Source organism: Nitrosospira multiformis (assembly GCF_900110185.1).
Taxonomy (GTDB): Bacteria; Pseudomonadota; Gammaproteobacteria; order Burkholderiales; family Nitrosomonadaceae; genus Nitrosospira; species Nitrosospira multiformis_A.
The window spans coordinates 1-20,848 of record NZ_FOCT01000001.1 but is presented as its reverse complement, the minus strand read 5'-3'; the positions used below and the strand labels follow the sequence as shown (position 1 = coordinate 20,848).

Below are 20,848 nucleotides of genomic sequence, written 5' to 3'. Positions count from 1 at the left end.
GTCCCTTGCTCCTATCCGGGTTAGGTCTCTATCACGAATGAGGCGAATCGCTCGGCGCGTATATTCCGTCGAGGACGTGTACCGAGCGGTAGCTGATGTACAAATGCGCGTCGGGAGCACGGGATTTGATATGAATGCAATCCTATCGCGGCAGTCATGGCAGCATATCCCACGGATTCAATCCAGCCGGTCAATTGCAACTGGGGATGCCTCGATGGGGCTGGCCCCTCCTCCGATTCGAGCTCCTGTCCTTTGAGGGGCACCCACGTGCCTGCCTTGCTCCAGCCTACCGATTCACAGCCGTCAGCTGCTGAAAGACCGGAGCAATGAAGATGAATATCATCAAATCCATCCAATCGGTAGCTGAAGAAGCCCGGTTTAGGCTTATTTGCTCTGCGAGCCAGCATTCCAGCAGCGGAATGTGGGCTTGAAAGAAAATCCTCTACAATAGAAAAACTGCTGTGACCCGGAAGAAGTTTCTCCGCGAGGACATCACCCGCGCTAAATTCTGGCGATGCGGCAGTCCACACATGCCGAAGTTCGGGAACCTCCCGGGAGAAGCTGGAGCGGCCGAGGGCGCCATGACCGGAAAATGCGTGTGAACCCCGAAGAATCAGTCCTGCACCGGCACTGCGCATCAATTCCATAAAAACTGCCGCACTGCCATCATCCATGATGGCAATCCAACGTACTCCACGAGCACCTTCCAGCAGTTTTGCCACCGCCTCATACTCGTTAAGCAAGCCGCCCGTCAGTTTTATCACGCGAGGTGGAGAGAACCAGACTTTCCCAATCGACCCCGTTGGCCCTGCCGCCTCACTTTCAGCAATTCCGTTTTGCCGTACATTACTGCTGAGAGCGTAAGCAGTGCGCACTCCTGCTGCGAATGCCGCGTCTGCTGGAGTATTTCCCAGGAGTAATCCAAATTTCCCCACGCTTCCAGCCGTTGTACTTGCAAACACTCGTAGAGGGATTCCAAGCGCCAATAGCGCCCCTCCCGTCACCAAGCCTTTCAGGAGATTACGTCTGCGTACGTTCACCATTTCCCTCCTCAATCCTCCCTGTCGATTAATTGCGCTGAATATATTCAGCCAATTTCGCCAGCGACTCATCGTCGATTTCCGACGGCCGGAATGGGGGCATTGCCCTGCTCCCGTTCCGTACGATGGCACGAATGTACTCCGGCGGAAGTTCTCGACCGAAAAGGCGAGGCCCTACCTGACCTTGATGGCAATAACTACAAACCTTGGAATAGACTTCTGCGCCATCTCTCCACCGGAACCCTTTGTCAGCGTTGGTTTCCGTAGCGGCGCGCGCCATATCCGCCATCACCGACGCGGCCACTGATATTGAGAGCATGAGCACAGTCGCAGTCCTCATGGGTTTTGTCTTTCTCACATTATTCCTCCAGGCAGAATCTTAGTCGAAAAGACATTTCATTGCCTTATGCTGGGTTACGGATAAACCTTAATGTTTGCGTGGATAAAATGTGGAGTTTACCTTGTTCCGCCGTCAATTTTTATTATAGGTTGCATCACCCTCTTCCTATGGTTTTGAGTTGATGGAAACACTGTAACAGACGTCTATGACATTAGAAAAACGATTCAGCGAATTAAGGTTGAGTTTGCTTATAACTTGCATTCTCTGGCATATCCCCACACCGGCAGAGGGTTTTGCGAGCCTGGAAAGGTAAAAAGTGACGACAGCCGATTGGAAAAATGCTAGGCGTTAAACTCAGAATCTCCAACTGAAGTTTGCACGCACACCATGATCGGCAATGTTGTGAAGAATTTGTCCCTGATAATAAATACCCAAGGTCGCAGCTCCGAGGACATGCGCATCCACGCCTCCCCCCAGGACTATTCCATTGCGGGCAATAGGTACACCGGCTGTGGCAAAGGGTGAGCCATCGGCAAAAGCAAAAGTCGAGACCGGCGTCATCTCACCGAAGGCATGCCGCCATCCAATGCTTCCGCGAAGCGTGGTAACTATCTTCTCCAGTCGGGATAGCGTCTTCGCCACATTGATGCCCAGAGTGGTATATGCGGTATCCTGCTGACTGCCACCGCTGCGCAGACTTGATATCCCTCCACGCTCCTGAAAACCTTTTGTACGCAGGTTTACGTAAGCGAGCCGTGCAAACGGTTCGAGTGAGATGACATTCAGGGGCAAATCATAACCAACCTCGCCGAACACCTGTACTCCGCGCGCATTGTATTCGGCATTGAGGTGATTTGAAAAACCTGGAAAGATTACGTCCCGCCCTGTCTCCAGATCGTGCCAGATGTATGCGGAACCCACGCGTAAGCCAAGAGGCCCCCATTGTCCGCCGCCATAAACGGAAACGTGATAATTGTCGCTTGAAGCGGTGAAAAGACGTGCTCCTTCATAGGATCCCTGCGTGTATCCTCCGGCAATGCCGAGAAGAAATTTATCGGCGATCTGCATATCTCCACCCACAAAAATTCCAGCAAGCGCACGCCCGATACGGGCCGCATTAAGGCCTCCATCCCGATGGCCGAACGAACCCAGAACACGTCCCCATAATGCCCCATCGGCAGCAGAGTTCTGTTGAAGGATATGTCCTGGAGTATCAGAGGACTGCGCACCCACCAGATGAAAAGCTTGCCTGACCCGGCCTGAAACCGCTTCCCGTATAAAACGGCTGTCTTCAATGATCATGCCCTGAATACTCGCGTGCCCTTCGCCGGAAAGACTGTTAAAAGCCTGGCGCACGCTCTCCTGATCTGGCTGATGGACAATCGCTTTATAGATAGGATTGCTGGCACCCAACCGCTCGGCTGCGCTTCCTGTGGCGCACTGATTAGGCGTCTCGCCGATATCGCAAAAGCGCAAAACATCGAGGTAGACGTGAGTAGGATCGTAGGAGATACCCAGGTTGATCAGGCCATGCGTGAGTGAATCGAATTTTCCGGTCAAGCCGCTATTCGCTGTCAGGATGGTGAAGCGGTTGCCAGGTGTGAACTCCTCACCCGCGGGAATAACAGAAACTGTTCCCCCTTGTATATCAGCAAGGTCTGTGACAATGACCTGGTCACTGGCACCGTCGGGATGAATTTCTACCTCATAAGTGGAACCATGAAGCTGGACATAATTGCCGTGAACCGTAAGCATGCCAATCGAATTTCCCGGCGACACAGTCCCCTCGACCGTCGTGGCTCCTATATGTCCAGTACCGTGAAGGGAAGCATGGTGCAACACGTGCAGGGTCCCGCCCAGCATTCCATTTACCGTCAGGAGGCCGCTTTGGGCAGTGGTATGCTCGCCGAATGCTCCCGAGTCTCCTGATAATGTCGGCATACCCAAGCCGGCTTTATTCAGGAAGTCCGAACCCGAAATTGTACCGTCATAGGGGACGCTGTCCTGCTGAGTGAATATCAGGTGGGAGGAGTCATTCACATTATTCGTATTATTCTGAAATGTATCTTTGGCGTCACCGCTAAACCGGGTTTTGTCGACCCATGACTGAAAACTTATGCCACTAGGCAAAGTGGCAGAAGTTGTGCTCTGAGTATCGTTACTACGGCTCATTCCCTTCTCGATACTGTTTACATCCCTCGTAAGACCTTGCTGAGCCCGAGAGGATAGCGGCGCAACCGTAGTCACCAACAAAACAATGATGAATTTCGTACACAGAGAAAGAGAAGCTGATTTTTTTCTTTTTGCCATGCTCTACAGGAATAATCCAGCCCTGGCTCCCGCTCCCTCTTTCGGGGAGCGTCCGGATTGACGTAGTAGAAATGTCCTACCGCAGCCAGAAATGCGGCTTACAGCAGAAATAAATTTGAACTAAGGCAACTACCGGCCCTGCAGCTTTTCAAAGATCGAAAGCTGAAGTTATGACGGTGGTTGAAGTTATGACGGCGGGGCGTTACACCCGGATTGAGGTAATTCTTGAAACGATGCGGAAACGTACTCAGGCAGACAATGATATGAATTTATCGGAAAGTTTTCCTGATATTTGACGGGCAAATGACAACGGCACATGATGGAATCAGAGTAAGCTACAGACGGATTCAAATAGAATCCGGTGTTAATCCATTAGCATATTACAGAGCTGCACTTAAAGCAACCCTTTACCTTTTCCGTGGGGTGAGTTGACTGGCCCAAAACCCAGAACTCACCTCCCAATCATGCGGTCGGTACTTTTGGCAAATACTTCCGGCGGCGCTGCAACAAGATTCCCGCCAGTCCAATAGCAACCAGAGCAAAAGAAGCAGGCTCTGGCACGTTGGCTGGATCCCCTTCCTGCGGCAAATCCTGCGGTATAGGCATCGATACAGTTTTCTGGATTTGATAGGACCCTTCGGAACCATGTGTCCAGTAAGACGTCATATCCCCTTCCCAATTATTGGAATAGTACGTCACGCCGAGAAAATAGTTTCCGGGATCGAGTTCCGACGAGAGCTGCGAAAACTTGGAGCCGAAATCGTCATTAAATAAAAGCAAGCCGCCAGATTCATCGAAAAGGGATAGCATGGTATCGAAATTCGACCCGTGGGTGTTTGCCATGAAGAACCCGCCTGCCCACTCAAAACCATAGACGTCAGCTCCATCATTGACATGAATCGCGCCAAAGATAGTGTCTGTATCCCAGAAAACGTAATTCGCCGTGTCGGCTGTCGTCCCGGCATCACCAACTTCAAAATATGGAACTGCCTCCACAGGATATACCACCATTAAACTGACCGCTGCCGCCAACCCTGCAAGGCACTTCACAAATACTGATGCAGATCTCATCATCTCCCCTTTCAAATAATAACGTCTGCATCATACTTATTTGAAAGGCCAAGCCAATTGGACTATGGTACAACCCGATATAGGAATGGAACGCGGCGTGCAAGTATCAATTATCGGATAAAGGGTACGACAAGGCGTCAATGAAGGTTTGTAGTAATACTCGTGTAGCGCGCAAGCAACCCCGCCGAATCCATGCCCGTCCTTCTCGCCATATATATCCCCGCCTGGATATCGATACTGTCGGCTGCTGGATGCAACATCAGTAGATGGAAATGCTGTGCGATTGCAGATTGAACAGCAGGATCGGGAATCCGCTGCAAGGTGGTAAGCCATGACAACACTGACAACAGCAGCCGAACCGGCGGCTTTTCTTGTGCCTTGGAACTGCGCATCAGTTATCCTCTTATTCTCTTCCGAACGGATCAATCGTGTTCTTAGTACCAGGAGAAAAAATAGGACTATCGGTCCTATAACAAAAACATCCCCTGTCTGGGGGCAGAACATTAATTCAGATGAGAATGAGTGTCAATACTATTTGCCGGTTCTCTGATGCTGAGAATTAGAAAAACTTCTTCGTCATACACGGGGCAATTACAAATAACAGTGCCCCTGCAAAGGATGTTTTTCCATTGGAGATGAGATGTGTTCAAAGAAATAACTGTTGAGTAGACTTAACGGTGTGGACAAGATACCCCTCAAAAGTCGCGTCCCTCCGCGCGTCGAGAACGTGCATTCTGGAGGGAATTGCCAAGCGGAAAGTAGTATGTGCAGTTCTATCGAACAAAAGGGATGAAAAATTAATACCGTTTCAGAGGAGCCGGACCGGAATCGGGATGCTCGTTTCTCGGATCGTGATGCGCTTCAGTTCCGGTAATTGATTTTTTCGCTTCCTCCTGAGTTTCCTGTTTCTTGGTTCCACGGTTCCCTATCTTTTCCTGAGCTCTGTTTCCGTGGGTTTCTTCATCGACGGGCACATCCTCATCCGCTTCATCCGGCATTTGAGCCATTGCCTCGTCTTCCCTCAATTCCTCATCTTTGGTTTCCTGTGGATCTTCCATGATGGCTCCTGCAAGGTTTATCGGTCAATTACATCTACATATGTCTTATTTTCCTCTCACTGACAACCAAATTCGGTGCGATAGCGCACAACCTCCCACATTGGTTACACATTGTTGTGTCTGGTAGCGCACAGAAACTCTCGTAGCTCAGCCCCATCATTGTCAAGTGGCGGTTCCCGCTGCATATCCCTTATCAAGTGGCATTTTTATTATCGCAAGCATTCCAAACATTCATACTTAGGAGAAGAATCATGAAAAAATCAGTCGTACTGGCAATGGCTCTGATGCTTCCTGCGTTTACCGTCAGCGTACAAGCGGCAGATACTCAAGGTGCTCTCACTGACGCGGAAATTGCACACATTGTGGTAACTGCGAACACCGCTGATATTGAAAACGGAAACCTGGCCAAGACAAAAGCCTCGAATGAAGATGTTCGGGGATACGCGCAACGAATGATCGCCGACCACACAGACAGCAACCAGCAAGCAACCGAACTTGCAAAGAAACTCAATTTGACCCCCAAGGACAACGCGATCAGTCAGAGTCTGCAGGATGACGCCAAAGCGAGTCTCGAAAAACTTAAAGGCCTGAGCGGCAAGGAATTCGACAAAGCCTACATTGACGGTGAAATCGCGCTTCATAAAAAAGTCATCGATGTTGCTGACAACAAGCTCGTGCCCAACGTCAAGAACGAGGAACTCAAGGCGTTGCTGATTCAAACACGCCCAACGCTTGTCTCCCACCGCGAGCACGCAGAAAAAATCAAGCCTACCCTCAAGTAACAGGAAGTCCAGTCAGAACATGACGTTCTGACAGGCTTTCCTGTGGAACCCTAAGGGAGAAGTGGAATGTTGCGTCATCCTGACGCAACATTCACTTGACACAACCAGATCCAATACTCGCGTCCTTCATCCTCATTATGCGTAAGCCCAAAACTATTGTCATCGGCAGCGGCTTGGCCGGTTTGTCTGCCGCGCTTGAACTGTCCCGTAACGGATTTGCGGTGCTGTTGCTGGAAGCCGCTCCTTACATAGGTGGGAGAACCGCATCCTGGAATAAAGATGGAATGGAAGTAGAGTCTGGCCTACACAGAGTACTGGGCTTTTACACAGCTTTTCCCAAACTCGTGAAAAAAGCCGGATTGAAGATGAAAGATATTATTATTTGGGAAGATGAAATAGAGGTAAAAATCGCAACGGGAACCGGTAAGGGCCCCTCGTATGTCTACGGTGCCTCCCCCGTCTTCAAGCCCTTTAAAACGTTTTCAAGCCCCTTCAGGAATCATCTTCTTTCCTGGAAAGAAACCTGGAAAGCACTGAAATTCTTTATCTCCGGCATGATCACGTTCATAACGCGCCCGGAGAAGCTCGATGAGTTTTCGGTGCTGGATTATGCAAACAAGTTTCATTTAAGCGAAGAAACGATACAGAGGTTGCTCGTTCCCCTCACGGCGGGGCTGTTTTTTATTCCCCCGGAAAGGTATAGCGCGTATGTCTTTTTTGGACCATTCGTGCACGCCCTGAAGCGATTCTACCGTGTACGCATCGGCGCCTTTCGCGGAGGCATGACCGAAGTTCTGGCGCGACCCATCGCCGAACGCATCGCTCAACTTGGGGGAACTGTGCTTACTGATGCACCCGTAACACGGCTTGTTGCCGTCAATAATCGGGTGCGGGGCGTTCTCGTCAATAACGAAACTGAGTACGCTTGCGATTACGCTGTGCTCGCCACGTCGCTGGAACCGGCCCAGCGCATAATACGAGCTTCTTCTCTGGAAGACGCATTCCCCAACCTGCTTTCACTCCCCTCGATGCCTGAAGTCAATTTGCAAATAGAATCGAGTCGTCCCGCCTGGCCTATTGATCACACTGTATTCGGTGTGGGAGCCTCGCTTGTAACCTTTACAGAACAATCGCGAACGACCTTCACCGATAAGGCGGGGAGGCTCTCTATTATACTATCGCCGCCAGATAGGATAATTGCTTTAAAAGATGAAGAAATTTTTGAAATCTTCAAACGCGATGCACCAAGGCTTGGGATCGACAGTGCTCACGTCACGAATTACAGAGTGATACGGCATCCTGCCGACTTTTACCTGCTGTCCCCTAACATGAATAAACTCCGTCCGCAACCACGTACTTCCGTCAGGGGGTTGTTTCTCGCAGGTGATTATGTCCAGCAATCTTTTATGGCAACGATGGAAGGTGCGATAATTGCGGGTAACAGTGCAGCACGTGAAGTAATCAACGCAGAAAAATTAGTGTAGATGAGCCTCCATCGAGATACGGAACCGATATGAAGGGAGGAATCTATGGCACAGGAAAGGATACGGACCCAACGAATACGGGAGCATATCAGTACACTGGCTTCCGATATCGGCGAGCGTAATCTTTACCAATATGACCGGCTGGCTGCGGCCGCAGACTTTATCGATCGATCGTGGACCTCTCTCGGCTATCACGTCAAACAGCAGTTATACGAAGCAAAAGGGCTGCAGTTCGCGAACCTGGAGGTCGAATTAACCGGAACGGATAGGCCGGAGGAAATCATCATTATTGGCGCCCACTACGATACACATCGCAAGTCTCCCGGGGCAAACGACAATGGTTCAGCAATCGCCGCGCTTCTTGAATTGGCCCACGCATGTGCAGGAAAAACCTTCCCACGTACCCTGCGCCTTGTTGCATTTACAAATGAAGAGCATCCCTTTACCCGTACCACCGAAATGGGCAGCCGGGTGTACGCGCGGCGGTGCCGCGAACGCAGGGAAAAGATCAGGGCAATGATCTGTCTTGAGACCATCGGTTATTGCTCTGAGCAGAAAGGAAGCCAGCGGCTATCATTCATGGGGCTGTTGTTACCGCGGCAAGGAGATTTCATTGCGCTCGTGGGAAACACTCGTTCTAAGGAATTGTTGCGAGAAACTCATCGTCTGTTTAGTTTGCGTCCGAACCTCCCCTGCGAATCGCTAACGCTCCCGACCAATTTTCCCGGCGCATGGAGCTCCGACCACTGGTCCTTCTGGAAAGAGGGATATCCAGCAATAATGGTCACCGATACCGCGCCCTTGCGCTACCCCTACTACCATACACCTAGGGATACATCGGAGAAAATCAGCTACGATTTCCTGACCGGAGTGATCGATGGATTGGAGGCGGTGATCGCGAGCTTAGTGCGTTCAGGGAGCTAGCGCCGAAATACTTCTGGGGGAATACCGGAGAAAAGGCGCGTTCGGCGTTATATCGCCAACCGCGCCTTGCGCACAGGCGAAGAAACTAGTATCCCCCGCCCCCGGATTGGCCGGATGATCCTCCACCCTGTGATCCTCCACCCTGTCCAGAGCGTTTTTCTTTTTCATACGATTTATCGTGCATATCATGCCGTTTGTCATGCGGCTTATCATATCCACCCTGGCCGGAGCCCTCCCCTGAACCGGAGCCGGATTGTTGATAGCCACGTGGCTCGGGCGCGTTGCTTCCTTTCCCATGCTTGGACATATCTCCATATTCTCCAGTCTGCTCACCCGCACCTGCTGCCTGGGCTACCCCTGCGGCACTAAAAGTGATTACGCCGGCAAGCACGGCAGACTGCGCTAATTTTTTCAGTATTAAAATATTTTCCATGGTAGTTCCTCGAGATTGACCCAGCAAAGTTGCTGAACTTAAATGCTACTCAAATCGTAAGGGCTTTCCGTACGCTTACGCACACACCCATACAAGGCAACGAAGGGTATATGTATGAGGGGAAAAGAGTCGTATCGGACCAACGCTGCACTGCCGGCACTAATCTCCATCCCAATTCTCTCTGACTGGTTAGGGGCAAGGGCAAGAACCGGGCATCCGTTATAAGGTTTTGAAAGCCCGGATGAGAGCAGTTATTTCTCTGTAGGACGAAACTCGTATGTGTCACCGTGCTCCAGATAAATGATCTTGTCCTGTAAACCCGCCCGCTCTATTTCCTCCTTGAAATCGCTCAAAGGTGACTTGAAGACATCATAATCGTTGTAATGGATCGGAATAGCCTTTCTGGGAACAATGAGTCGCATCATTTTGACAGCCTCTTTTGCATCCATGGTCACGGTCACAAGACCTAGCAGGCGTGTGCCCCCCAGATGCAACAGAGCGAGATCAACATCGGGATAGCGCGTTGGGATTTCCTTGATATCGTCAAAAACCATCGTGTCACCGCTGATGTACATCCTGTAGCTGCGCGGTGAATTCTTGCTCCCGAAATCCAGCATCGAACCCATTACTTCAGGCAGCAATTTAGCAATAATGGGCGGCCCATGGCGCCCCGGCATGGCAGTTACCCGAAGCGTAGTATTGCCTTTCTCGACAATAAGCGTATCCCAGGTTTTGAGCGGATGACGCTTCACGAACCCCAGCTTTTTCAAATACTTCGCAGCTCCTCCCGTTGTCGCAATGGGGATGTTCCGATCAAGGTTTTTCTGAACAAATTTGTCGAAATGATCCTCATGCATATGTGAGAGCACAACCAGATCGATTGGCGGCAAGTTTTCCAGTTCAATAGCGGGATTGGTAAGCCGCTCGGAAGTAAGTCCATATCCGAGATGTACATGATCCCCTCGATGCAGAAAATTCGGATCGGTAAGAATTGTCAGGCCGCCATAACGAATAATGACCGTCGCGGTACCCACAAAAGTAATGGAACCGGTTGCAGGCCTATCCGCGTCTTCCGAACCTGATGGAAGTTGCAGCAAATGCGAGCTTGGCATTCTCATTGTTGATAGTCTTCCCTTGGCTGGAGTGGGTCACGGAAGAGTTGACGTTAGAAGCGTCGAAAAAGTGGGTGTGACTGGTATGAGAGCGATGTGAGCAACAGACTTACACCAATAGCGCCCTTCAAAAAAGGGCAATTAAAGTCCATTTTTCTTCCCTGATTTATCTCGTTTCATTTAATAGTGAGCAGCAGTACGAGTACTCCGCATTACCGGAACCATAATGGAAGTGTATGGATAAACGAAGAGTCGCTATGTGCGCTCTCGCACAGCCGGGAATAAAAAATTACACCTAGTATTCGCTTATTTCATATATCCGCACGCCCCGCCATGCGGGGCAAGAACACATATGATGGGGACTGGTGGGTATTGGATGTGGGCTACGGGGAATTACAATGGCACGAAAAAATATTCCGCTTCACGTGGGTTTCATCCCTGACGGCAACCGCCGCTGGGCCTTGAACCGTGGCATGGGCAAAGAAGACGGATACAGCTTTGGCATAGACCCGGGACTATCTTTATACGAAATCTGCAGAGAACAGGGTATCGTTGAAGCGTCCATTTATTGTTTTACACAAGACAATACAAAGCGGCCTGACGCTCAAAAACGTGCCTTTACCGATGCATCAGTGGCATTTGCTTTTGAAATTGCGCGGCGCGGAGCAGCCCTTCTGGTAGTGGGAGATGAGACCTCTGCCCAATTTCCAGAAATTTTGAAAACATTCAGGATTCGCCGGGGGAGTGGCATGAAGGTTAACCTGCTTGTCAATTACGGTTGGGAATGGGACCTCGCCGGGCTTAAAAATGGGGGACTGCGTTCAAGTGACGTATCTCGCCTTGATCTGATCGTGCGATGGGGAGGCGGACGTCGCTTAAGTGGATTCCTGCCTGTGCAATCAGTCTACGCGGATTTTTATATACGGGACGAATTCTGGCCGGATTTTGAACCCCGGCATTTTGATGAGGCACTTTCCTGGTTCAAACGGCAAGACCGGACTTTTGGAGGATAGCCTTCACTTTCCCGTGTAGTGAATAGAGGATTATCGAGTGGACGGTTTCCGTACCCCCGCTGTTGCTCGAAGACAGTATCCTTAAAAGCACGTTTCCGGGATTAAAATGAAAGAACTGAGGAAGCTTCCCCTGCCTAAAGCAGGGAAAGGCTAATCTCAGGTTCGGGTGGACTCAAGCATTGAACGCAAATCTACTTACTTGGCAATACCTTCGCTACTCCCATCCGCGGGAGCGCTTGCGTCAAGCTTCGACTTGTCGCTCTTTCCGGTACCGCCACTGCCTATGCTTTCTCCGGCATGGCCTGCTTTTGTATCGGTGCTGCCGCCCAGGATGCCACGCGCACCCTTACCTCCTTTATTTTCCCTCACGTTGCTGAACCCCTTATCCCCCGTTGATCCACCCAATGCACTTCCCTCCGGTGACTTTGAACCACCGGAACCGCTCCCCCCGCTTCCCGAACTGCCAGGCTCGTCGCTGCCCAAGGTGTCTTTCGTGCCCCTTGTTGGGTTGTCCTTCTTGTTGTAACTACCCTCGCCCTTCTTGCCTGCATTATCTTGCCCGGTGGACGCCCCGCCTGTCGCGCCGATCGACATCGAGCTGCTTTGAGCATATAGACTTCCGGCAAATCCAAACGCCAGCATAGCCGCTGCTGTAATGCAGGTTTTCTTGTTCAAAATTGATGAGCGCATCATTTTTCTCTCCTTGAATGCATATCGAACTTAAAGACACGGGATAGTATTTCCTGAGCCCTTGCTCCTCATTAAGCCTTGAATTTTGAATCCCTCCGATTTCCTCATCCCCTTACAGCAGTTTTCATACTGCTTACACTTTCAATCGAATCTTTGATTCCATCTCAAGCGGTGATTCCTGTCTCCAATTTGGGGAAGAATGACTCATCATAAAGTGACAAAACGGCTCACTCTGTGCGGGAGCATACATAGCCCGGCGGCCTGCCATTCCTCGTTCCTGGTCGCTTGCTTCCATTTCCATTTCTGGGGAATCACGAAAATGGAGGAAGCGGGGAAAAGAACAGTGTGGGTTGCCGTACAGAACTCTACAATCCTTAAGATTATCTTTCGTTCATGCTTGTGTGTTCATGAGCTGGACATAAACAGCAAACCGTTCAACCCTACATTCCATTGGAGATCATCATGCCAACTACGCAAACCACTTCACATAAAACCACAGAGCACAAAACCACGAGAAGGTCCAAACATGATGCAATCAAATTGCTGACTGACGACCACAACAAAGTCAAGAAGATGTTCAAGGAGTTCGAAAAACTGCACAAAAAGCAGGAGGAAGGCAAGGAAGAGCTCGTGCAGCAGATCTGCAAGGAACTCATGATCCATGCACAAGTGGAGGAGGAAATATTCTATCCTGCCGCCCGTGAAGCAATTGATGATGATGATCTGATGAACGAAGCAGCTGTGGAGCATCAAGCCGCCAAGGATCTCATCGAAAAAATTCAATCAACGAGCAGCGCAGACCCAATGTATGACGCTATGGTAAGCGTCCTTGGAGAATATGTTAATCACCATATAGAAGAAGAACAGAACGAGATATTCCCGAAAGTGGAGAAAGCAAAAATGGATCTTGAAGAACTCGGGTCTGAAATAGAGGAGCGCAAAGAAGCTCTCATGGAGGAGCAGGAATAACTGAAGGGAAACTGACACGCTGACTTGATCCCAGCTTGCTCGATTGGTTACCAACTGCCCAACCCGCTTCTGGAGGATAAGGTCAATTGCTATCGGTTCGCCCCACGAATAGCCGACCAAAAGAAGAATGGTGTAGACGTGGTCGTATCTTTATTAACAACAGGGGACGCGCATGGATAACCTTGTCTCTTGGGTTGCTTATATAGTGATACTGGTTGCTGGCCTGGGTGTGCTGGGAATAAGCTGGCTATAGACCCGAGGTTCGGACCAGGCAGGGGTGACTATTATGCTCATCACCGCTGCGCTGAGTGGAAAGTCGCCCTCAAGTTCTGGTTTTGGTCTTAATTATGATGTACTGACCAGAAGAATCTGAGTATTGATTGGAAGCGGCTTCCAGCGTTATCTAAAAACCGCTTCGTGGGGATAAGTAAGGTGAGGATAGGAAATCCTGAACCGTCTGCCTGTTTGGCGCTTCCTCCCCTTCACCTTCGAAACCCTTATCGAAAACGGGTTTCAATTGAAAGGAGGGAATCAAGGGGCGAAGCGCGTTTTATATATTTATATAACAAGAAAAAGCAGATAGCAGCGAAAGCCTTTCATCAATACCATCCCGTTCCGCAAATCAAAGAAACCCTCCCGACTGATGCCGCCAGAGCATGGCGTACTGACCACCCTGCCTGAGAAGTTCCTCGTGCGTGCCCTCCTCGACGATACATCCATCCTTGAGTACCAGCAATCGGTCCAGGCAAGCAATGGTAGATAAGCGGTGTGCAATCGCAATCACTGTCTTGCCTTCCATCAGCCCCATCAACTGATCCTGAATCGCAAGCTCCACTTCACTATCGAGGGCCGAGGTAGCTTCATCCAGTATCAGGATCGGAGCGTCCTTGAGCATGACACGGGCGATGGCGATACGCTGTTTCTGACCGCCGCTGAGCTTGACGCCACGCTCGCCTACGTGCGCGTCATAACCGGTGCGTCCCAGCCAATCCCTCTGGCTCATGATGAAGTCGTGCGCTTGGGCGCGCTTGGCGACCCCCTCGATCTGTTCCCGGGTTGCTCCCGGGCTGCCATAGGCAATGTTTTCGGCAATGGAGCGGTTCAGCAGGGACACATCCTGCGCTACGACTCCAATGCAACGGCGCAAGCTCTCCTGTGTCACTTCCCGGATATCCTGCCCATCGATGCGGATACCGCCTGACTCCATCTCGTAGAAACGTAACAGCAGATTGATCAACGTGGATTTGCCAGCCCCCGAACTGCCTACCAGCCCCACGCGCTCACCCGGCCGAATGACACAATTGAGACTGTCAAGCACCTTGCGGCCGTCACTCCGGCCGAATGTGAAGGTCAATCTCTCGAAACGGATTTCTCCACGCACTTCGCTGGCCTCCAGCTCGGGCGCGCCGGGCTTGTCAGCCAGAGCGTTCGTCACGGCAACGGTTTGCATGCCCTCCTGGACCACGCCCATGTGTTCAAAAGCCCGATTCAGCTCCCAGCTGACCCATCCCGCCGCATTGGCGATCGTCCAGGCCAACGGCACAGCCATAGCTACTGCACTCGCGTCAAGCCTTCCCTGGGACCACAACATGATGCCGATCGCGGTCGTGCCTGCTAGCAGAAGCGCATTGAGCAGGGATAAGGTGGTGGAGAATTTTGTGATCATACGCATGTGAGCGGCAATGGCCATCGTATGATGTTCGATTGCTTCGCGCACGTAAGCGTCTTCGTCGCTCGCACGCGAGAACAGCTTGACGGTGAGGATGTTGCTATAGCTATCCACGACCCGCCCCATCACGGCTGAGCGCCGCTCGCTGCTGCTTCTTGCCAGGTCACGCATGCGTGGCACGAAGTACCGCAGAAAAAATACGTATGCGATGAACCATAACACCGTGGGGATCGCAAGCCGCCAGTCAGCCGCGCTCATCAGCCACAACGAAGAAACACCATACACTGCGATATACCAGATCGCGTGAATGCTCGACACAACACATTCGCGCACCGCATCGCCCATGTGCATGACGCGGTTTGCCATGCGTCCCGCGAAGTCATTCTGAAAAAGCGACCAGCTCTGCCGGATGACATGCCAGTGACTCTGCCACCGGATCATGCTGGTTACCCCAGGAACCACGGCATTATGTCGCACAAGACTGTCGATCAGGATCGCGAGCGGCCTGGCGATCAGCACCAGCAGTGCCATGCCGAATAGCATTGAAGTTGCATCCCGCAATGCGGCAACACGTGCAGTCGCCTCCATCACCTCTACAAGCCGGCCGATGAAAACGGGGATCAGCGTGTCGATGAGAGCCACCGCCAACCCGGTGGCAAACAGGGCTGCATATAAACCTTTCGTCTGGCTGATAAAGTGCCAATAGAATGCCAGCAGCTCCGGGGGTGGGGATTTTTTAGGGACGACAGTGGGCCGAACGCGCTGCTCAAAAAAAGCGAACATGTAAAAACCTCTAAGTGGAAAAGGGAAAGATACGGAGTCTGACTAGCTGGCAGGCATGCAGATTGGAGTCAATTTCGTCTCTCTGCAAACCCGGGGCATGAACATCGTTTTGGTCGTCATTTAGATCTCGGAAAAGCGTAAGAGAGCGTTTTTTACAGGTTGTGTAACGGCGAGCAGATTACCCGAGGCGCGCTTTGGCAATAGGTCGAATTTGGGGACGTTTTGGTTTCTGTTCCCGCAATGGTAGATATTTCATAAACACTCGTCGTTCCGAGGGCTATAACGAGCGGGCACATTGCAAGTTTACGGAGGAAATGCTTTTTTTTGGGCTACTGAAGCAGCGCAGTCCGCATGATCAAAAGCAAAAGAAGGAGAGAAGTGGAGAGAGGGTTACTGTAAGAGTAGAGAATACGTATGCTGAAAATTGGATATTATTCCGGTTGGCTGGCTGCTCACATCGGGGTTCTCACAGAAACCCGCCCGACTGATGCCGCCATAGCATGGCATATTGGCCACCAAGCTTGAGCAACTCCTCGTGCGTGCCCTCCTCGACGATGCATCCGTCCTTAAGTACGAGCAACCGGTCCAGACACGCAATTGTGGATAGCCGGTGTGCGATGGCAATTACCGTCTTGCCTTCCATCAGGCCCATCAACTGATCCTGAATCGCCAACTCCACCTCGCTATCCAGCGCGGAGGTTGCCTCGTCCAGTATCAGGATGGGAGCGTTTTTAAGTATGACGCGTGCAATAGCGATACGTTGCCGCTGACCCGCGCTGAGCTTGACACCCCGTTCGCCAACATGGACATCGTAGCCGGTACGTCCGCTGCAGTCCCGCTGAATAATAATGAAATCATGTGCTTGCGCCTGCCGTGCAGCCTCCTCTATCTGCGCCTGGGTTGCGCCCGGGGTGCCATAAGCAATGTTTTCCGCGATTGAGCGGTGAAGCAGGGAAGTGTCCTGTGCCACAACGCCTATTGCGCGCCGCAGGCTCTCCTGCGTCACCTCTCGAATATCATTGCCATCTATCCGGATGTTTCCGGTCTCGATCTCGTAAAAACGCAGCAACAGGTTGATCAAGGTCGATTTGCCGGCTCCCGAGCTCCCTACCAGCCCTACCCGTTCCCCGGGACGAATGACGAAGTTGAGGCTGTCCAATACCTTTCGGCCATCGCTGCGGCCATAGGTAAAGCTCAGCCTCTCAAAACGGATTTCACCGCGCACCTCGCTGGAATCGAGGTTGAGTGAGGAGGGCATATCAACCACCGTATCCGTGGCCGCAATGGTTTGCATCCCGTCCTGCACGGTGCCCATGTTTTCAAAAGCCCGGTTCATTTCCCAACTCACCCATCCTGCAGTATTGGCAATAGTCCAGGCAAGTGGAATAGCCATTGCGACCGCCCCTGCCTCAAGGTCGCCACGTACCCATAGCATAATTCCGATGACGGAAGTAGAAATCAGCAAAAGCGCGTTAAGTAACGATAGTGTGGTGGTGAATTTTGTAATCAGCCGCATATGCCTTGCAATGGCAGCGGTATGGTCATCGACCGCTTCCCGCACATACGCATCCTCATCGCTCGCTCGCGAGAACAGCTTCAGCGTAAGAATATTGGTGTAACTGTCGACGACCCGGCCCATCAGCAACGAGTGCCGCTCGCTGCTGGTCCGAGAAAGATCCCGCATCCGCGGCACGAAGTAGCGCAAGAAAAATATATATGCCATCAGCCATACCGCTGTGGGCGCACCGAGCCGCCAGTCCACGTTGGTCATCAGCAATAATGCCGAAAAGCCGTAAACAGTGATATACCAGATAGCGTGAATGCCGGCGACGACGCACTCCCGCAGCGCATCGCTTGTGTGCATCACCCGATTGGCAATACGTCCTGCAAAGTCGTTTTGGAAAAGCGCCCAGCTTTGACGAACTACATGCCAATGGCTCTGCCACCTGATCAGGCCGGTTACACCGGGTACCACAGCGTTATGACGTATGAGGCTGTCTATGAGAATAGCAGCAGGCCGCCCAACCAGAACAAGCAGGAACATTCCGATCAGCATGGGGGCGCTGTGCCGCAGCGCAGTAACACGATCGGCTGCTTCCATCAAATCTACGAGGCGCCCGATAAAGACGGGTATAAGGGTATCTATCAGTGCTACGGCCAGGCCGGTTGCAAGCAGCGCCGCATACAGTCCCTTGGTCTGGCTGACGAAGTGCCAGTAAAAGGCCAGCAAACCTCGGGGGGGCGATTTTTCAGGAATGGTAGTAGGTCGGATGCGCTGCTCAAAAAATGCAAACATAACTGTGCCTATGAGTTCTGAAAGTTCTGGAAGAGAGAAGGGGACACTGGCTCCTCAATTCAAATCAGTTTTGCTTTAGCTTTGGTAGAAACGTCCTTTTTGAGTTGCGAGCAAAACGATACATGAAGGCCATTCATGCTGCGTAACTGGCGATGCTCCGCATGGGTATGTCTAAACAATCCCTCCGCGAAGGCGAATCTCTTTCGGAGATTTTTCAATTTCAGGGGATCTGCAGTCTTTTTTCTCCGACTTCCGCTATCACCTCTGTATCCCGGCGCTTTTCTGCCATATAACGATCGAGTGCGTCTTCCAGTGTGGGTAATAGAATGCCTCGTTCGCTCCATAGCGCACTGTAAAATGGGCGGAGGGCAATGTAATCCTGTTTATCTCGCGGCTGGCCTTCCAGCCTGCTTGCATCGATGCCTGCTCTTTCCGCTGCTTTGAGAGCAAGCCCCAGCCAGGTGATCGGCTGCCCGTTGGTCAGATGCCATATCCCCGCTTCCCTATCAATGAGCAGGTCAAGGCAAACATCCACGAGGTCGGGCACATAAGTGGGGGACACCGTGATGTCTGAGGAGGCCGCAAAGCTTGCCCCGGCTGCAAGGTTCTGGAGGGCAAGCGTCACAAAGTTGTAGAGGTCCCATGGGCCGAAAAATGCGCTGGTCCGAACCACCAGTGCTTCAGGATACTGGTCGAATACCTTGCGCTCCGCCTCTGCCTTGCTTCGGCCATAGTGATTCAGCGGCGCGATAGTGTCGCTTTCGAGATAGGGCGAAGCTTTCCCACCATCAAACACCAGATCGCTCGAGAACGTCATCAGTTCAATGCCCTGCTTCCGACAAACACTTGCGAGCACGGACGGGCCCAATGTGTTTTCGCGAAAGCAGCGATCCTTATCCTTTTCCGCATTGTCGACATTGACGTAGCCACTCGCGTTGATGATCGCCCATGGCCGGTAACGTGCTACGGCGGCTTCGACCGAAGCTCGTTCAGCAATATCCATTTCCTGCCGGTTCAGCAACCTGCTGGCAAGATTGCGCTGCTTGCATATGGTTGCAAATGCACGGCCGAGGGTACCTGTAGCCCCGGTAATAAGAATAGGCTGCGCAGCGCTGCTTTCTGCAAAATGATAATCGGGATAAAGAGAAACAACCGATGCTTGCGTCGCAACGGGCTTGTAGAGGAGACGCTCCGGCCGCCGCCACCAGCCTTGCCCTTTCAGGACCGGGTGGGCAGGCCGCGCTCCTGCCCCCAGTTCCTTTACAAGTGCGGCAACCGCCGTGGGACGGGGAATCGATGAGCGAACATCGAAAGGGCCTGGCTCATAGTATCCGTTGCATGCTGTCACAAGGCAGTTCCAGTCGTAGGAGCCGAGCAGAGCCCATACCGTGACGGCGCGAATATCGACCCCCCGCTGCCGGGCATTTCGGGCCCCCTGCCAGATCTCGAGCAGCCATCGCAATTGGTCTTCACGTGCTCCCCCCATATGCGCTTCGGTTACGGCAAGTGGCAGGCGGTATCGCTCCCATGCTTCGTCAAGCAAGGGGCCGATTCCCCTCGTAGGTGTTGCGAGAACCCGGACAGGCTCGATATCCACGAAACGATGGCCGCGATGATCGGTTACATGCCATCCTGGATACCGTTCAATGCGCTGATCCAGCCAGCGCTCGCTTGTAATGTAATAATTGATGCCAATGATTTCCGGTAGACAGACATTCTCCCTGAACCAGAGAAATCGTGATGGCTCGATTCCTGTACCGACGAGATACTCCCACAGCCGATGCTCCTGCCCCACTCTCCCGCATAGCAGGTCCCAGGCCAGCCACCGGCGCTCGTTATAAAACGAGGCCAATTCTGTCAATTCACGAGTGCTGTAGGACTTTCCGAGATCATCGGTCTGAACGAGCTTCGCATTGGGATTAATTTGCCGGATGGCGCGCATGGATAAAACCACAGCGCGGCATTGGTTCAATAGCGCCTCGATGAACGTCCTGTCATCACGTCCATGCGGATACCACACGCCGTATAGGCCGCTGAAACGTGCGGTGGTTAACGGCTCATTGATCGGCGTATAGTATTCGACCCAGGGATAGCGTTTCGCTACGACGCCAGCGAATGCGGCGAGCTTCTCCGCAAATTCCGGGTCCATCAGGCTCGTGTAGCGCGGTCCGCTGCCATGGTGCACCAAACCGACAATCGGAGCGATTCCGCGCTCCTGAAGTTCCGCTAATCGAACATCCGACCAGGACCAGTCAATCTGGTCAAGCCCCTTGGGGGCCAAATGCTCCCAAAGAACCGGGTAGCGTATCGCCCGAATCCCCAATGAGGCGAATCTCTCCAGATCACATAACCGGTTAGCGTGTCCGTTGCGTTCCAGCTGGCTGAAATACTCATCTGAAACGCGATTTACCGTGCACTCCAGGCCACCCCATAGCGCCATTTCATCCCTTTGTTCACCGCCCTCTTTCGCGTTCATGTGCTTCCTCCAGCGATATTGCCTTAACCTGATAAGCTCTATACAAGGATAAATTGTGAATTAGCTTTCGAAAGGAATGAAGGAGAGATACAAGGAAAATGCGCCAGCGCTTGATTTAAAACCGCACCAGTTGACGAGAGGCAGCGCACGGAAGAACCTGACCTACATTCAATAGCTGACCCCATTTTCCATGCCACGACCAGTGGATCAGGAAGAGAGTGATGACCCCTGGATAAACGTGGAACGGGGACAGCTGGTTGACGGCGGAACCAGTTATCCCCGTTTTCCATTCAGAATCAGGACGCGACCGCCGCATCCTCCATCACCATCTGCTTGAACCACTGACGGATATGAGCAAGGTGCTCGTCTTCCTCGCGCAGCGCATGCTGGAAATCCCG

The 20,848-nt window shown here is 52.0% G+C and carries 17 protein-coding genes; 5 read left to right on the top strand and 12 right to left on the bottom strand.

All coding sequences use genetic code 11. From position 1 onward, the window contains the following. Nucleotides 1-20 precede the first annotated feature (20 nt). The 6 genes from BMY01_RS00085 to BMY01_RS00060 all read right to left on the bottom strand — a co-directional run bounded on the left by BMY01_RS00085 (nucleotide 21) and on the right by BMY01_RS00060 (nucleotide 5,819). Complete coding sequence (locus BMY01_RS00085; protein ID WP_074743582.1) at nucleotides 21-1,043, bottom strand: hypothetical protein; 1,023 nt, start codon at nucleotides 1,041-1,043, stop codon at nucleotides 21-23. Between the two features lie 25 nt (nucleotides 1,044-1,068). Continuing rightward, nucleotides 1,069-1,398 carry a c-type cytochrome gene (locus tag BMY01_RS00080; RefSeq protein WP_081353597.1) on the bottom strand — a complete coding sequence of 110 codons (330 nt, stop codon included), beginning with the start codon at nucleotides 1,396-1,398 and terminating at the stop codon, nucleotides 1,069-1,071. A gap of 336 nt (nucleotides 1,399-1,734) precedes the next feature. Next, nucleotides 1,735-3,552, bottom strand: coding sequence for an autotransporter outer membrane beta-barrel domain-containing protein (locus BMY01_RS00075; RefSeq protein ID WP_175463173.1), 1,818 nt, complete (start codon nucleotides 3,550-3,552; stop codon nucleotides 1,735-1,737). 600 nt (nucleotides 3,553-4,152) lie between these two features. Further along, nucleotides 4,153-4,764 (bottom strand): DVUA0089 family protein, encoded by a 612-nt coding sequence (locus tag BMY01_RS00070; RefSeq protein WP_074743581.1) that lies wholly within the window; start codon nucleotides 4,762-4,764, stop codon nucleotides 4,153-4,155. A gap of 134 nt (nucleotides 4,765-4,898) precedes the next feature. Then, complete coding sequence (locus BMY01_RS00065; protein WP_074743580.1) at nucleotides 4,899-5,153, bottom strand: hypothetical protein; 255 nt, start codon at nucleotides 5,151-5,153, stop codon at nucleotides 4,899-4,901. A gap of 405 nt (nucleotides 5,154-5,558) precedes the next feature. Then, nucleotides 5,559-5,819 carry a hypothetical protein gene (locus BMY01_RS00060; protein WP_074743579.1) on the bottom strand — a complete coding sequence of 87 codons (261 nt, stop codon included), beginning with the start codon at nucleotides 5,817-5,819 and terminating at the stop codon, nucleotides 5,559-5,561. Nucleotides 5,820-6,070: 251 nt separating this feature from the next. On the opposite strand from BMY01_RS00060, the gene BMY01_RS00055 reads away from it, so the two are divergent. From BMY01_RS00055 to BMY01_RS00045, 3 genes are all read left to right on the top strand, one after another. Next, entirely contained in the window at nucleotides 6,071-6,601 is a 531-nt protein-coding gene (locus BMY01_RS00055) for a DUF4142 domain-containing protein (protein ID WP_074743578.1), read from the top strand. Between the two features lie 137 nt (nucleotides 6,602-6,738). Beyond that, complete coding sequence (locus tag BMY01_RS00050; protein ID WP_074743933.1) at nucleotides 6,739-8,085, top strand: hydroxysqualene dehydroxylase; 1,347 nt, start codon at nucleotides 6,739-6,741, stop codon at nucleotides 8,083-8,085. A gap of 45 nt (nucleotides 8,086-8,130) precedes the next feature. After that, complete coding sequence (locus BMY01_RS00045; protein WP_074743577.1) at nucleotides 8,131-9,009, top strand: M28 family peptidase; 879 nt, start codon at nucleotides 8,131-8,133, stop codon at nucleotides 9,007-9,009. 85 nt (nucleotides 9,010-9,094) lie between these two features. On the opposite strand, the gene BMY01_RS00040 is transcribed toward BMY01_RS00045, so the two are convergent. Next, nucleotides 9,095-9,442, bottom strand: coding sequence for a hypothetical protein (locus BMY01_RS00040; protein ID WP_074743576.1), 348 nt, complete (start codon nucleotides 9,440-9,442; stop codon nucleotides 9,095-9,097). Between the two features lie 251 nt (nucleotides 9,443-9,693). Next, nucleotides 9,694-10,560 carry an MBL fold metallo-hydrolase gene (locus BMY01_RS00035; protein WP_217638592.1) on the bottom strand — a complete coding sequence of 289 codons (867 nt, stop codon included), beginning with the start codon at nucleotides 10,558-10,560 and terminating at the stop codon, nucleotides 9,694-9,696. Between the two features lie 392 nt (nucleotides 10,561-10,952). Between BMY01_RS00035 and BMY01_RS00030 the strand changes: the two genes are divergently transcribed. Beyond that, nucleotides 10,953-11,567, top strand: coding sequence for an undecaprenyl diphosphate synthase family protein (locus BMY01_RS00030; RefSeq protein WP_074743574.1), 615 nt, complete (start codon nucleotides 10,953-10,955; stop codon nucleotides 11,565-11,567). Nucleotides 11,568-11,762: 195 nt separating this feature from the next. Here BMY01_RS00030 and BMY01_RS00025 read toward each other — a convergent pair whose 3' ends face one another. Beyond that, complete coding sequence (locus BMY01_RS00025; protein WP_074743573.1) at nucleotides 11,763-12,260, bottom strand: hypothetical protein; 498 nt, start codon at nucleotides 12,258-12,260, stop codon at nucleotides 11,763-11,765. A gap of 459 nt (nucleotides 12,261-12,719) precedes the next feature. Here BMY01_RS00025 and BMY01_RS00020 point away from each other — a divergent pair, with 459 nt between their 5' ends. Next, nucleotides 12,720-13,226 carry a hemerythrin domain-containing protein gene (locus BMY01_RS00020; RefSeq protein WP_074743572.1) on the top strand — a complete coding sequence of 169 codons (507 nt, stop codon included), beginning with the start codon at nucleotides 12,720-12,722 and terminating at the stop codon, nucleotides 13,224-13,226. A 622-nt stretch (nucleotides 13,227-13,848) separates the two neighbouring features. Here BMY01_RS00020 and BMY01_RS00015 read toward each other — a convergent pair. From BMY01_RS00015 to BMY01_RS00005, 3 genes are all read right to left on the bottom strand, one after another. After that, nucleotides 13,849-15,678: an ABC transporter ATP-binding protein gene (locus BMY01_RS00015; protein ID WP_074743571.1), complete on the bottom strand. Its 1,830-nt coding sequence runs from the start codon at nucleotides 15,676-15,678 to the stop codon at nucleotides 13,849-13,851. A gap of 466 nt (nucleotides 15,679-16,144) precedes the next feature. After that, the gene (locus BMY01_RS00010; RefSeq protein ID WP_074743570.1) at nucleotides 16,145-17,974 is read right to left on the bottom strand and encodes an ABC transporter ATP-binding protein; all 1,830 of its coding nucleotides are present in this window, start codon (nucleotides 17,972-17,974) and stop codon (nucleotides 16,145-16,147) included. A 220-nt stretch (nucleotides 17,975-18,194) separates the two neighbouring features. Further along, entirely contained in the window at nucleotides 18,195-20,450 is a 2,256-nt protein-coding gene (locus BMY01_RS00005; protein WP_074743569.1) for a family 1 glycosylhydrolase, read from the bottom strand. Nucleotides 20,451-20,848 lie beyond the last annotated feature (398 nt).

Coding starts and splice junctions, on each gene's coding strand:
- BMY01_RS00025 (WP_074743573.1), bottom strand. CDS start 12,260: ATGATGCGCTCATCAATTTTGAACAAGAAAACCTGCATTACAGCAGCG.
- BMY01_RS00050 (WP_074743933.1), top strand. CDS start 6,739: ATGCGTAAGCCCAAAACTATTGTCATCGGCAGCGGCTTGGCCGGTTTG.
- BMY01_RS00070 (WP_074743581.1), bottom strand. CDS start 4,764: ATGATGAGATCTGCATCAGTATTTGTGAAGTGCCTTGCAGGGTTGGCG.
- BMY01_RS00035 (WP_217638592.1), bottom strand. CDS start 10,560: ATGAGAATGCCAAGCTCGCATTTGCTGCAACTTCCATCAGGTTCGGAA.
- BMY01_RS00055 (WP_074743578.1), top strand. CDS start 6,071: ATGAAAAAATCAGTCGTACTGGCAATGGCTCTGATGCTTCCTGCGTTT.
- BMY01_RS00005 (WP_074743569.1), bottom strand. CDS start 20,450: ATGAACGCGAAAGAGGGCGGTGAACAAAGGGATGAAATGGCGCTATGG.
- BMY01_RS00040 (WP_074743576.1), bottom strand. CDS start 9,442: ATGGAAAATATTTTAATACTGAAAAAATTAGCGCAGTCTGCCGTGCTT.
- BMY01_RS00085 (WP_074743582.1), bottom strand. CDS start 1,043: ATGGTGAACGTACGCAGACGTAATCTCCTGAAAGGCTTGGTGACGGGA.
- BMY01_RS00065 (WP_074743580.1), bottom strand. CDS start 5,153: ATGCGCAGTTCCAAGGCACAAGAAAAGCCGCCGGTTCGGCTGCTGTTG.
- BMY01_RS00045 (WP_074743577.1), top strand. CDS start 8,131: ATGGCACAGGAAAGGATACGGACCCAACGAATACGGGAGCATATCAGT.
- BMY01_RS00015 (WP_074743571.1), bottom strand. CDS start 15,678: ATGTTCGCTTTTTTTGAGCAGCGCGTTCGGCCCACTGTCGTCCCTAAA.
- BMY01_RS00010 (WP_074743570.1), bottom strand. CDS start 17,974: ATGTTTGCATTTTTTGAGCAGCGCATCCGACCTACTACCATTCCTGAA.
- BMY01_RS00030 (WP_074743574.1), top strand. CDS start 10,953: ATGGCACGAAAAAATATTCCGCTTCACGTGGGTTTCATCCCTGACGGC.
- BMY01_RS00060 (WP_074743579.1), bottom strand. CDS start 5,819: ATGGAAGATCCACAGGAAACCAAAGATGAGGAATTGAGGGAAGACGAG.
- BMY01_RS00075 (WP_175463173.1), bottom strand. CDS start 3,552: ATGAGCCGTAGTAACGATACTCAGAGCACAACTTCTGCCACTTTGCCT.
- BMY01_RS00020 (WP_074743572.1), top strand. CDS start 12,720: ATGCCAACTACGCAAACCACTTCACATAAAACCACAGAGCACAAAACC.